Genomic DNA, 12,509 nt, shown 5'->3' with positions numbered 1-12,509 from the left:
CCCGCTTGCCCGAATGCGCGCCACTGCAGCCGCAGTAGCCCTCGGAGTCATGGCAAGCGTCGCAACGCCGGTGCTCGCCGAGGACAATCCCCTCGGCCTGATCGATCCAACCGTCATCAGCGTTGGCACGATGGGTGATGCCAAGCCCTATGCCTTCACCACGTCAGACGGTAATTTCACGGGCTTCGACATTGAACTCTTTCTGAACGTTGCCGAGCGCATAGGCTTCAAGAAGGACCAGGTGATCTTTACCGGCCAGGAATTTGCCGCTCTCATGCCGTCAGTCGCCAACGGCCGCTTCGACGTCGCGGCGGCCGCGATCGGCACGACCGACAAGCGCAAGGAGACAGTCGATTTCTCCGAGGGTTATCTGGCGGGCTATCTTTCGATCATGACGCCGAATGCTGCCATCAGGGATGCGGCGAGCCTTCAGGGCAAGCGCCTCGGCGTCGTGCAGGGCACGCTCCAGGAAATCTACGCCCAGAAGAACTTCACGGGCGCTGATCTGGTCAAGTTCCCTGACAACAACTCCGCCGTGGCCGCCCTCAACAACGGCACTGTGGATGCGCATTTCCTTGATTTCGAGGCGGCTAAGGACTACTCGGGCCGCTACCCAGATCTGAAGATCGCGGTCAACATCCCAAGCTTCGACGCGCCGGCCGGCTTCGTCGTGCGCAAGGGCAATGACCCGCTGCGCGAGGCGCTGAACAAGGCGCTCCATGACGCCATGCAGGATGGCACCTGGAAGAAGATCCACGAAAAGTGGTTCCCCGGCACGCCGATGCCGGCCGAATATCTCCCCAAGTCCTGACTCCATCTCCTGGTCCGGCCGGGCGGCCGGACCAGCCTCTCCCTGAAGGGCCGCTTAATGAACTGGCTTGAAAACCTGCGCCGCAGCTTCCTCGACTGGAATGCGATGGCCGAAGTCCTGCCGACCATGATCACGGTCGGTCTCAAGAATACGCTGATCCTTGCGGCGGCTTCGACAGTGCTCGGCGTCGTCATCGGCATGGTGCTTGCCATCATGGGCATTTCCCGTTCGCCCTGGCTGCGCATTCCGGCGCGCATCTACACGGACATCTTTCGCGGCCTGCCTGCCATCGTCACCATCCTGCTGATCGGCCAGGGCTTTGCGCGCATCGGCCGCGAACTGTTCGGCCCTTCGCCCTATCCGCTCGGCATTCTGGCGCTCAGCCTCATTGCCGGCGCCTATATCGGGGAGATCTTTCGTTCGGGCATCCAGAGCGTCGATCGCGGTCAGATGGAAGCCTGCCGGGCGCTATCGATGAGCTACGGCCAGGGCATGCGGCTGATCGTCGTTCCCCAGGGCGTGCGCCGCGTCCTGCCGGCGCTGGTCAACCAGTTCATCGGCAATGTGAAGGATTCGAGCCTTGTCTATTTCTTGGGGTTGCTGGCTTCCGAGCGCGAGATCTTTCGCGTCGGTCAGGATCAGGCGGTGGTGACCGGCAATCTCTCGCCGCTGCTCCTTGCCGGAGTCTTCTATCTCGTCGTCACCGTACCGCTGACCCATGTCGTGAATGCCATCGACAACCGGCTGAGGATCGGCAAGCAGCGCCCGGCCACTATCTCCAGCGGGCTGGAGGAGGTCAGCGAACTCGACGGAGCGAGCCGTGCCACAGAGGCCGAATTCAAGGGTGGCAGCCTGGACATCCGCAATCTCGGCATGGCCTATGGCGAACTCGACGTGCTGAAGGGGGTCGACCTTTCGGTCAGGCCCGGCAGTGTCACCTGCGTCATCGGTCCATCCGGCTCCGGCAAGTCCACACTGCTTCGCTGCATCAACCGGCTGGTCGAGCCGAAGAGTGGGGACGTTCTGCTCGACGGCGACAGCATCCTTGCCATGAAGCCAGAGCGCCTGCGCCGCCGGGTGGGCATGGTATTCCAGCACTTCAATCTCTTCCCCGATCACACGGCGCTTGAGAACGTCATGCTGTCGCTGACCGAGATCAAGGGCTTGCCAAAGGACAAGGCAGAGCATATCGCCAAGGCGAGGCTTGCCGATGTCGGTCTCGCCAGCCGTGCGCATCACCGTCCTGGCGGGCTGTCCGGCGGCCAGCAGCAGCGCGTCGCCATCGCCCGCGCCCTTGCCATGGAGCCGGAGGTCATCCTCTTCGACGAGGTGACGAGCGCGCTCGATCCCGAACTCGTCAAGGGCGTCCTCAATCTCATGGCCGATCTCGGCAAACGCGGCATGACCATGGTTGTCGTCACCCATGAGATGGGCTTTGCCCGGCGCGTCGCCGATCAGGTCGTGTTCATGGACGAAGGTCGCGTCGTGGAGGCGGGCGCGCCGGAGGCGATCTTCGACAATCCGCAAAGCTCGCGCCTGCAGCGCTTCCTGGCCGAAGTGCTCTGATCCCGGCGCAAGGAGAAGACAATGAAAGAAATGGTTCGATGGGGCGTGCTTGGCTGCGCGGGCATCGCCGCCAAGGCCGTCATTCCCGCCATTCAATCCAGCCGCCTGGGACGGGTCGAGGCGATAGCCTCGCGTGATCCGGGCAGGGCGGGGGAGATGGCGGCGCGCTTCGGCATCGCCAAAGCATATGGCAGCTACGAGGCGCTGCTGGCCGACCCGGAAATCGATGCGATCTACAACCCGCTGCCCAACCACCTACACGTGCCGATGACGATCAGGGCGCTGGAACAAGGCAAGCCGGTCCTTTGCGAAAAGCCGATCGCGCTTAACGCCGACGAGGCGACGAAGTTGGCGGCCGCGCAAAAAGCGGCGGGCCTGCCTGTCGCCGAGGCCTTCATGGTACGCCATCATCCGCAGTGGAAAAGGGCGCGGGTGCTTGTTGCCGAAGGGCGGATCGGCGAGGCCCGGGCCATCCAGACGATCTTTTCCTACTATCTCGACGATCCCCGGAACGTGCGCAACCAGGCCAGTATCGGCGGCGGAGGCCTTTACGACGTCGGATGCTACGCCATCAACACGGCGCGCTTCCTCTTCGGTTCCGAGCCGAAGCGGGCGATCGCGCTTATGGAACGCGACCCGGCCTTCGGTACGGACCGCCTGACCAGTGGCCTCCTGGAGTTTCCGGAGGGCCGACAGCTTGCCTTCACCTGTTCGACGCAACTTTCCCTCACGCAGAAGGTCACTGTGCTTGGCACGCGCGGGCGCCTGGAAATCCCGGTTCCCTTCAATGCGCCGGCTGACAAGCCGACCGTGCTCGTCGTAGATGACGGACGCGATCTTGCCGGCGGGGGGCGCGAGGAGATCGCGATCGAACCGGTCGACCAGTACCGCGAGCAGGCCGATGCCTTCGCGGCCGCGGTGCTTTCCGGCGAGCCGCTCATCTCCGGTATCGATGATGCGGTTGCCAACATGAAGGCAATCGACGCCCTGATTCGCTCCGCGAAGAGCGGCCGATGGGAAGCGCCCTGACCCCTTCCTTTACCATCCCGACTGTCCCACGGATTGAAAGACAAGCGACCATGACAGACAAAAGCATCACTTCGGCGGTCATCATCGGCGCCGGCATTTTCGGCGTTTCCACGGGCGTGCAGCTTGCCCGGCGCGGTATTGCCGTGACCATTCTCAACGACGGCCCGCCCGCCAATGGCGCGTCCGGCCGCTCACTCTCCTGGCTGAATTCGGCGCGCATGCGCTCCGAGCCTTATCATCGCCTGCGCATGGCCGGGATCGACCGTTACCGCACGCTTTCCACCCGCTTTCCCGATGCGGACTGGCTTCGCTTCGAGGGGGGGCTGACCTGGGACGCCGACGACAAGGACAACGAGATTGATACCGCATACCGCCACGAGGTCTCGCTCGGTTATGACGCCCGGCATCTTGCGGCAGATGATGTCGCAACAGTGACGCCAGGCCTTGATGCGCGTGCGATCACGCCGCAGGGGGCGATCTTCAACCCGGGCGAGGGGTGGGTCGATCTGCCGATCCTCATCGATCTGCTTCTCAAGGAATTTGCCGCACTCGGGGGTATGCTCGTCACCGATCGGGGCAAAGCGCGGATCATGGTCGAAGGCGGCCGGGCCGTCGGCGCCGAGACGGCGACGGGCGGTCGTTTCCTGGCCGATGCCGTCGTCCTTGCCACCGGGCCGGCTGTACCGAAAATGGCGGCGGACGCGGGACAGACAATCGGTGATGGAACGCCGATCGCGCTTTTGGTGCAGACCAAACCGGTCACCCATCCCTTGCGCGCCGTTCTCAACACGCCGCGCGTGGCGGTTCGTCCAGCGCCGGGCGGCGCCTTCTCGCTGGATGCCGACTGGGCCGCAGACGAAGGTGTGAGGGTGCGCGAGGACGGCGGCTATGAGATCGATGACGCCGTCGTCGACGCCCTGCTTGCGGAGGCCTCCAGGGTGATGGAAGGCAATCCCAGGTTCGAGATCGCCGCCATCGGCGTTGGCGGCAAACCGATCCCGGGTGACGGCGAGCCGGTGGTCGGCGCCCTCAGGGCCGTTCCCGGCGCCTATGTCGTCTTCAGCCACAGCGGCGCGACGCTCGGTCTTATCCTGGGCGAGCTCTTGGCCCACGAGATCGCGACCGGTGGGGAACATCCTATGCTCGCAACGTTTCGTCCCGAGCGCTTCCTATCGCGATAAGGCGACCAGTCCTTCCGGACCGGCCCACCCGTGCGGGGCCTGGACCCGTGGTTGCAGAGGCATGCCGCTTTCCTCGGTGGCATGCCTATGCGAACCGTCGACCCGACGCTACAAGGAGGATCGTGGTGGATCCCGCTTGTGCGATGGCGAAGAGTGAAATGGTTCGGAAACCGGCGACTTTGAAGGATGTGGCGGCGCTGGCGAATGTGTCGCGCGCAACGGCTGCCCGCGCCCTGAACAGTTATGGCTATGTTGGCGACGAAACCGCCCAGAAGGTTCAGGCCGCTGCGGAAAAGCTCGGCTATCGCGGCAACCGGCTGGCCCAGGCGTTGCGGAGCGGGCAGTTGCCGATCGTCGGCTGCATCCTTGGCGATATACAGAACCCGTTCTTCGCCCGCATCGCGCACGACATCGAGGTTCTCGCCCGCGAGTGCGGACACAATCTGGTCATCGGCAGCAGCGAAGAGGAGCTTGGACAGGAAATCTCTCTGCTGGCGAGCCTCCAGTCGCTCAGTATCCGCGGCTTCATCGTGGCGCCGACGTCGGCCGACAACAACGCCCATCTCAAGGGTCTGATCGCCGAAAACGTACCGCTGGTCCTGATCGACCGCGTAGCGGAGGGCATCGACTGCGACAGCGTCGTCGTGGACAACGAGGGTGGCGCGCGCAAAGCCGTCGAGTACCTGATCGGGATGGGCCATCGCCGAATAGGACTGTTGCAGGACGACATGCGCATCTTTACCTCGCGTGAGCGCATGAGCGGCTATCGGGCGGCACTTGCCGCAGGCGGTATTGCGCCGGACGATCGGATGGTTGCCGTTTCGCAATCAACGGTTGAGCATGCCGTCGACGCGACCATACGCCTCTTCAGCCAGAAGAACCCGCCGACCGCGCTTTTCACAGTCGACAGCTTGATGACGCAGGGCGCGCTTTTGGCCTTCCGTTCCATGGGCATTTCGATTCCCCATGACGTCTCACTGATCGGTTTCGACGACTTCAATCTGGCGACCTTTACCGATCCGCAGATCACCGTTGTCGCGCAGCCAGTGGCTGAAATCGGTCGCGCGGCAGCTCGGTTGCTGTTCGATCGCCTCTCTGGACAGGGCGGCCAGCCGCAGAAGTTTCGCTTTGAAACCAAGATGATAGTTCGCGGCTCCGTCAGCCGCCGAAGAGACGCCTGAGCGGCGCACATCCCCATCGGAAAATTTTTGAACTGCCCACTTGCCACCGCAAAATTCTTGTGCGCTAAATATATGTGAGATCGATCTCACACAGTCTCAATGATCATTTGCGCAAGACACGATCTCGCTACGAAGGCGATCTTGCGAGGCGCAAAACGGGAAGGTTCTAATGCTCAACTTCGATAGAGATCGCTTTGTTAAGATCCAAAGCGGCGCAGTTGCAATCGCGCAGGACGTGCGTCACCTGATGCGCGAACTACTCAATGACGGTCTGGAACGCATTTTCTTCATGGGCACCGGCGGCGTGCAGTTTCTCACGCAGCCGGCAATCGAACTTGCGCGGAACTCGACGCTCTTCCCGGTTTCGGCAGCCTATTCGGCGCAGGTCGTTCTGGAGCCGCCCGCCGGCTTGAACGAGAAGGCACTGGTCGTCCTGCCCTCCTTGTCGGGCACGACCAAGGAGAGCGTCCAGCTTCTGTCCTTCCTCAAGGAGCGCGGCGTGAAGACGCTGTCTCTGACCGGACACAAGGACACGCCTCTCGGTCGCGACGCCGACTACAACTTCACGAACTTCGCCGAGGACGACACCTCCTCCGAATCTTTCTACCTGCAGACCTTGATCATCGTCCTCGCGCTCCTCGCAGAGCGTGGCGAATATGTTGACTTCGACGCGACCGTGGCCGAACTCAAGCTGCTGCCGGAACTGCTGGTCTCGGTAAAGGAAAGCTACGAGGTTGAGGCCGCCGCACTCGCTAAGGAAATCAAAGACGAGACTTATCACATCTTCACCGGTGCGGGATCGGTCTGGCCGGAAGCTCACTACTACGCCATGTGCATTCTGGAGGAGATGCAGTGGATCCGCACCCGTCCGGTGCAGGCCTCCGACTTCTTCCACGGCACGCTCGAACTGGTTGAACCGGGCGTCAGCCTCTTCATCTTCAAGGGCGAGGACGCCTGCCGGCCGCTAACCGACCGGGTGGAGAACTTTGCCAAACGCTACACCGACAAGGTGCGCATCCTCGATGCGGCTGCGGCCAGCCTTCCGGGCCTTTCCGCAAAAACTCGCGGCCTGATTTCCCCGGTCATCCTGGCAACCATGCTGGAGCGCCTGAGCGCGCATCTGGAAGTCCTGCGCGATCATCCGCTGACCACGCGCCGCTACTACAAGCGCGTCGAATACTAATCGTTTCCCTGCCCGTCGATCACGCCGGGCAGGGTTGCACCTTGGCATGCCTTAAGAAACGAACGACAACAGAGAGGAACTGCGAAATGAAAGCAAACGCGTTTTTGAGCACGACGAGCCTCGGATCGCTCGTTGCAGCCGCATTCGTCATCGGTGGCGCCAGCGGCGTGGCTGCGGCGGACCCGGTCGTGGCCGATCCCAGTGCCGCAGTCGAACATTCGGGCACGATCAGCGTGCTGACGAAATTCGGCCTGCAGCAACTCTCCCCCTTCTTTGTCGATGCGGCAAAGGCATACGAGAAACTTCACCCAGACGTTAAGGTCGAGCTCATCCAGGAGAGCGACGACAGCGTGAAGGGCAAGACGAAAGCCCTGGTGGCATCCAACTCGCTGCCCGACATCTACTTCACATGGACGGGCAGCTGGGGCGAGAATTTCGTGCGTGGCAATCGCGCCGTCGACCTCACCCCGGTCATCGGCCCGGAGACCGAATGGGGCAAGGAGCTCGCACATGCCGCCGTTTCCGCCTTCCAGTACAATGGCAAGCTCTTTGGTATTCCGCTTTATCTCGACGCCAAGTTCATGGGCTACAACAAGAGCCTGTTCGAAAAGGCGGGCGTTTCCGAACCGAAGAGCTTCGAGGAGCTCCTGAGCGCCTGCGCGACGCTGCGCAAATCGGGCGTCACGCCGATTTCGTTCGGCAACAAGGAAGGCTGGCCGGGTGTTCACTATGCGGGACAGTTGCTTGCCTACAACGTGCCGCAGGCGACGCTTGAAAAGGACTTCGTCCCGGCCACGGCCGAATACAGCGACCCCGGTTATGCCGTCAGCCTGACGCAGTTCAAGCAGTTGATCGACGAATGCTCCGACGGCGCCGGCACCAATGGCTCCTCCTACGCATCGGCCTTGCAGCAGTTCAGCAATGGCAAATCCGCGATGTACTATCAGGAGATCATCGAATTCGATCAGGCGACGGCCGAGGGCGCTCTGAAGCGCGAGGATTTCGGTTTCTTCAAGCTGCCGGCTCCGAAAGATGCCAAGGGCGACGTCAAGGCTATCGAGGGCGCGCCGGAAGGCTACATGATCAACGCGGCCTCGAAAAACATTCCGCTCGCGATCGATTTCATGCGGTTCGTCACCTCGGCTGAAAACGGCAAGATCCTGTCGGCGCCGCCTTACGGCCAACCGAGCGCGACGGTGGGCGGCTATTCGGCCGAAACCATGAACCCGGCCGTCGTCGATGGTCTGAAGGTGATCGCGGACTCCTCCTATCTCATGCCCTGGCTCGACACGGCCAACCCGCCGCGCGTGGCGGCTGCCTGGCTTTCGGGACTGCAGGCCCTGATCGGCGGCTCGATGACGCCCGAAGAGGTGGTGGAGCGCGTAAAGGAAGCGGCGGCTTCGTCCAAATAAGGATCGGCCAGTGATTACTGCGGTGAAGCATGACTACAAGGGTGAAGCCGTCAAAATCGGCTTCACCGGGTCGCGCCGGCCTGAAAGGGCCCGGCTCGGCCCGATAACCGGGGTTCTTTCGTTCCGCTGGATCGTGATCGCATTCGTGCTGATCCTCTGGTTCGTCTACTATCCGATCATCGACAACTTCGTCGTCAGCACGAAGAACCAGGACATCTTCACGGGCGAAACGGCCTACGTCGGACTGGATAATTACCGGCGCCTGCAAAGCGATCCGGTGGTTGGGACGGCAATCCTCAACAACACGCTCTATGCCGTTATTTCCGTCGTTTTCCAGGTTTTCGGCGCCTTCGTGCTGGCTGCACTCATCGAGGGGCTGAGCGAGGAGAGGTGGCGCCGTTTCTGGCGCGCCGTTTACTTCGTGCCCTCGGCCATTTCCATCACTGTCACCGGCCTTCTCTTCTATTTCATCTATCAACCCGACATCGGCCTTCTGGATTCGGCGCTGACGCAGATCGGCCTGGCGGACTGGTCGCGCGCCTGGCTCGGCGAGGAACAGACTGCGATATATGCCATCATCGCCATGAGCCAATGGCAGGGTTTCGGCTATTCGACGCTGCTGTTTGCCATCGCGATCCAGAAGATCCCACGCGAACTCTACGACGCGGCGATCATGGACGGGGCAGGGACCTGGCGGCGCCTGTGGAACATCACCTTTCCGCTGACCCGCGAAATGACGGGCCTGATGGTCATCGTCACCATCACCGGCGCATTCCAGGTCTTCAATGAGGTCATGGTCATGACCGGCGGGGGGCCAAACAACAGTAGCCAGGTGCTGGGGACATGGCTCTATCAGCAGGGCTTCATCGAAAATGATTTCGGCTATGGCGCAGCCATCGCATCGGTCATCTTCGTCATCACGCTCATCACGGGTTTTGCGCAGCTATGGTACACGAAGACACGGAGGGTGGACCTGTGAGCGTCTCCCATCAGCCGCGCGAAACCGAGCGCACCGACTTCGTCGCCGTGCTGGCGAAGGCCTGCCTCGTCACCTTTCTGATCAGCCTCGGCGTGGTAGTCCTCTATCCGCTGTTCTGGATGGCACTGAACGGCTTCAAGACCAATGCCGAAATCTTCGGCAATCCGTTTGCGCTGCCGAGCGGTTTCAGCTTGGCCAACTACGTGTCGGCCTGGAACCAGGGCATCCGGAACTACATTGCGACGAGCGTCATCGTTACATTGGGATCGGCCGTCTGCACCGTGCTGGTCAGTGCGTGGACCGCCTACGGCCTGACGCGCTCGAAACTGCCAGGCAAGCCGTTCTTCGTCGGCATTGTCCTCGGCGGCCTCATGCTCAGCCCGACGGTCGCGGTCATCCCGCTGGTGCGCATGATGCAGGATCTCGGCCTCTACAACACCTATTGGGCGCTGATCATCCTCTACACCGCTTTCCGCATTCCCTTCACGACCTTCCTCATCCGCGCCTACATGCTCGGCCTGCCGCGCGACCTGGATGAGGCCGCCATCATGGACGGCGCCAGCGAAGGCCAGATATTCTGGAAAGTGACGCTGCCCTTGTGCAAACCGATCCTGGTGTCCTGCGTGATCCTGCACGTGCTCTTCGCGTGGAACGAATATCTGTTCGCGATGATCTTCACCAGCGGCGCGGACCTGCAGACACTGCCCGTCGGCCTGACGTCCATCATGGCAAAGCACGGCACGAACTATGCCGTCGTCTTCGCCGCCATGACGCTCTCGGCACTTCCCATCGTCATGACCTTCTTCGCGGCCCAGCGCTTCTTCATCCGCGGGCTTGCCGAAGGCATCGGGAAATAGGAGCGGAATCCATGTTGAAACGCGAACAACTCATCGGTGCGAATTTCTCCTTTCAGCACTTTCCCTTCCGCTGGGCTGCCGAAAAGCTCAGCGCCATCGGCTTCCAGCAGATGGAGTTTTGGGGCATCGCCCCGCATCTCGATCTCTTCCACGACAACCGTGCGCGACTTGCGGAGGTGAAGGCGATCCTCGGCGACAACGGCCTGACGGTCCGTTGCTTCACGCCCGAGCAGGTCCTCTACCCGATCAACATCGCCTCCGGCGACAGCGCATATCGCAAAGCGAGCGTCGAGCGCTTCATGCGGGCCGCCGACATCTGCGCGGAACTCGGGGCGGCCTATCTCTTCCTGACGCCGGGCCGTGGTTTGGAATGCGAAAGCCGGGAAACCGCCTTTGCGCATTCGGTCGCCTCCATCAACCGGATCGCGGCGCATGCAAGGTCGGTCGGGGTCTCCTGCCTCCTTGAACCGCTCCAGCGTCTCGAAAGCAACATCGTTACCAATGCCGACGAGCTTCATGCCCTTTGGCGCGCGCTCGACGGCGACGATATCGACGTGGTTCTCGACATCGTCGCCATGGCGACCGCCGGCGACAGCGTCGGCGAGTACTTCGAAAAATTCGGAAAACGCGTTGCCCACGTCCATGTCGTAGATGGAACGCCAGCAGGCCATCTTGCCTGGGGCGACGGCAACCTGCCGCTCCACGTCTATCTCGCCGAGCTCGGTGCGCACGGTTTTGCCGGTACGCTCACCTTCGAGCCCTTCGGCAACGGCTCCTATGCACTCGAACCCGTTTCCGTCTGGCGGCGGTGCCTGGAAGCGATCGCTCCCCATTTCGATCAAGCAGAGAAAACATGAACAACAGCCGTCCCACCCTGATCGCCGTCGGCGACAATTGCCTCGACGCCTATCTCAGCAAGGGGTTTGTCACCGTGGGCGGCAATGCGCTCAATGTCGCCGTGCAGTGGCGACGGCAGGGCCTGAATGCCCGCTATTTCGGTGCGCTGGGTCCGGATGCGGAGGCAGACATCATGCTCGCCGCCATCGAGAAGGCCGGCCTCGAGCGGAGCGATGTCGAAATACGCCCCGGCGCTTCCGCCGTGACGCTATTGACCGATGATGCCGGGGAGCGGCGCTTTCTTCTCGAATCGCTTGGCGTCGGCGGAAACTATGTTCCGAGCCTCGATCGATACGAAGCGCTGCGGCAGGCCGATTGGGTGCATCTTGGCACGAACTCCAGCGAAAGCCTCGTCCGGCGCCTTGTCGCGGATGGGGTGCCGTTCAGCATCGATGTCTCGACACGGCATTTCGACCTTTCGCTGGAAGACGTACCATTGGTTTTCGCCTCCGGCCCGGATGATCCGGCCAAACCGGTCGAGCCGCTGATTGAGCGGTTCAAGAAGGTGGGCGCGCGGCAGGTCGTAGTCACGTGCGGCAAACGCGGTTCCTTCTATGACAACGGCAGCGAAATGTTTTTCGCAGGCTCGGTGCCGGTGACGGTGGTCGATACCTGCGGGGCGGGGGACAGCTTCATCGCGACCTTCCTCGTGTCGCGCTTCTTCGAGCACTATTCGGAGCAGGCTGTCCTTGATCATTCCGCGGCCAATGCCGCGGAAACCTGCACGCATCTCGGCGGCTTTCCCCAGCCGATCCAGGCAATTCCCCAATGGTTGCTGGACAAGTACGACAGCGTCATCCGCACGACACAGAGGGCCTGAGCATGAACACCATCACGATGAGGCCGCCTGTGGCTGCAGCAAAGGGGGACCGCTCCTTCTGGCTGCAGAGCATCGATGCGGACGCAGTCACCGCTCCGTTGCAGGGCAGCGAGGACTGTGACGTGGCGATCGTCGGCGGCGGATATGCCGGTCTCTGGACGGCTCTCCGCATAAAGGAGCAAGCCCCGCAGACACGCGTGACCGTTCTCGAAGCGGACTTCTGCGGATCGGGTGCTTCGGGCCGCAATGGCGGCCAGGTTCACAGCTGGTTTGCGGAAATCGACATGCTGCGCGTGCTTGTGGGTGAAGATGACGCGCTCATGCTGTGCCGCGCGACGACCGATGCCATCGAGGAACTGAGCAGCTTGCAGGCTGCAGGCACCATCGACATGGATCTGCGACTCGACGGCTGGCTGTGGACGGCAAGCTCGACCGCGCAGGAAGGCGCCTGGGCGCAGGCTTGCAACGTGTGCCGCACGATTGGCGAAGCGCGCTTCCGGCCGCTTCAGCGCGCTGAAATCCTGCTCCGCACGGGCTCCGCCGCCTCCTATGTTGGCATCGTCGAGGAGAGGGCAGGGACCGTCCAGCCCGCA

Annotated in this window: 12 protein-coding genes; all 12 read left to right on the top strand. The window is 62.2% G+C overall.

Annotated elements, in window-relative coordinates; translation table 11 throughout:
* Positions 1-13 precede the first annotated feature (13 nt).
* Positions 14-811, top strand: coding sequence for an ABC transporter substrate-binding protein (locus tag HV823_RS24745; RefSeq protein ID WP_425487701.1), 798 nt, complete (start codon positions 14-16; stop codon positions 809-811).
* Between the two features lie 57 nt (positions 812-868).
* Complete coding sequence (locus tag HV823_RS27140; protein ID WP_176952346.1) at positions 869-2,377, top strand: amino acid ABC transporter permease/ATP-binding protein; 1,509 nt, start codon at positions 869-871, stop codon at positions 2,375-2,377.
* A gap of 21 nt (positions 2,378-2,398) precedes the next feature.
* Entirely contained in the window at positions 2,399-3,406 is a 1,008-nt protein-coding gene (locus tag HV823_RS24735; protein ID WP_176952345.1) for a Gfo/Idh/MocA family protein, read from the top strand.
* A gap of 50 nt (positions 3,407-3,456) precedes the next feature.
* Complete coding sequence (locus tag HV823_RS24730; protein ID WP_176952344.1) at positions 3,457-4,587, top strand: NAD(P)/FAD-dependent oxidoreductase; 1,131 nt, start codon at positions 3,457-3,459, stop codon at positions 4,585-4,587.
* Positions 4,588-4,745: 158 nt separating this feature from the next.
* Positions 4,746-5,768 carry a LacI family DNA-binding transcriptional regulator gene (locus HV823_RS24725; protein ID WP_176952343.1) on the top strand — a complete coding sequence of 341 codons (1,023 nt, stop codon included), beginning with the start codon at positions 4,746-4,748 and terminating at the stop codon, positions 5,766-5,768.
* Positions 5,769-5,937: 169 nt separating this feature from the next.
* A complete protein-coding gene (locus tag HV823_RS24720) occupies positions 5,938-6,951 on the top strand; it encodes an SIS domain-containing protein (protein ID WP_176952342.1) in 1,014 nt (337 codons plus the stop codon).
* Positions 6,952-7,037: 86 nt separating this feature from the next.
* Complete coding sequence (locus tag HV823_RS24715) at positions 7,038-8,363, top strand: ABC transporter substrate-binding protein (RefSeq protein ID WP_176952341.1); 1,326 nt, start codon at positions 7,038-7,040, stop codon at positions 8,361-8,363.
* Between the two features lie 10 nt (positions 8,364-8,373).
* Complete coding sequence (locus HV823_RS27285) at positions 8,374-9,342, top strand: carbohydrate ABC transporter permease (protein ID WP_343052059.1); 969 nt, start codon at positions 8,374-8,376, stop codon at positions 9,340-9,342.
* The gene (locus tag HV823_RS24705; protein ID WP_176952340.1) at positions 9,339-10,199 is read left to right on the top strand and encodes an ABC transporter permease subunit; all 861 of its coding nucleotides are present in this window, start codon (positions 9,339-9,341) and stop codon (positions 10,197-10,199) included. The genes HV823_RS27285 and HV823_RS24705 overlap by 4 nt, the downstream gene beginning before the upstream one ends.
* A gap of 11 nt (positions 10,200-10,210) precedes the next feature.
* Positions 10,211-11,056 carry a sugar phosphate isomerase/epimerase family protein gene (locus HV823_RS24700; RefSeq protein WP_176952339.1) on the top strand — a complete coding sequence of 282 codons (846 nt, stop codon included), beginning with the start codon at positions 10,211-10,213 and terminating at the stop codon, positions 11,054-11,056.
* The gene (locus HV823_RS24695; RefSeq protein ID WP_176952338.1) at positions 11,053-11,916 is read left to right on the top strand and encodes a PfkB family carbohydrate kinase; all 864 of its coding nucleotides are present in this window, start codon (positions 11,053-11,055) and stop codon (positions 11,914-11,916) included. Before HV823_RS24700 ends, HV823_RS24695 begins: the two co-directional genes overlap by 4 nt.
* 2 nt (positions 11,917-11,918) lie before the next feature.
* The coding region (locus HV823_RS24690; RefSeq protein ID WP_176952337.1) for an NAD(P)/FAD-dependent oxidoreductase at positions 11,919-12,509 on the top strand (591 nt) is incomplete at its 3' end.

The organism is Mycoplana rhizolycopersici (genome assembly GCF_013378445.1).
In the GTDB taxonomy this organism is placed as follows: Bacteria; Pseudomonadota; Alphaproteobacteria; order Rhizobiales; family Rhizobiaceae; genus Mycoplana; species Mycoplana rhizolycopersici.
The sequence above is the reverse complement of the archived record's forward strand: the minus strand, read 5'-3'. Positions and strand labels throughout refer to the sequence as shown.

Bases quoted from the DNA above. Each gene is read 5' to 3' on its own strand.
- HV823_RS24745 (WP_425487701.1), top strand. From the start codon at position 14: ATGCGCGCCACTGCAGCCGCAGTAGCCCTCGGAGTCATGGCAAGCGTC.
- HV823_RS27140 (WP_176952346.1), top strand. From the start codon at position 869: ATGAACTGGCTTGAAAACCTGCGCCGCAGCTTCCTCGACTGGAATGCG.
- HV823_RS24735 (WP_176952345.1), top strand. From the start codon at position 2,399: ATGAAAGAAATGGTTCGATGGGGCGTGCTTGGCTGCGCGGGCATCGCC.
- HV823_RS24730 (WP_176952344.1), top strand. From the start codon at position 3,457: ATGACAGACAAAAGCATCACTTCGGCGGTCATCATCGGCGCCGGCATT.
- HV823_RS24725 (WP_176952343.1), top strand. From the start codon at position 4,746: ATGGTTCGGAAACCGGCGACTTTGAAGGATGTGGCGGCGCTGGCGAAT.
- HV823_RS24720 (WP_176952342.1), top strand. From the start codon at position 5,938: ATGCTCAACTTCGATAGAGATCGCTTTGTTAAGATCCAAAGCGGCGCA.
- HV823_RS24715 (WP_176952341.1), top strand. From the start codon at position 7,038: ATGAAAGCAAACGCGTTTTTGAGCACGACGAGCCTCGGATCGCTCGTT.
- HV823_RS24700 (WP_176952339.1), top strand. From the start codon at position 10,211: ATGTTGAAACGCGAACAACTCATCGGTGCGAATTTCTCCTTTCAGCAC.
- HV823_RS24695 (WP_176952338.1), top strand. From the start codon at position 11,053: ATGAACAACAGCCGTCCCACCCTGATCGCCGTCGGCGACAATTGCCTC.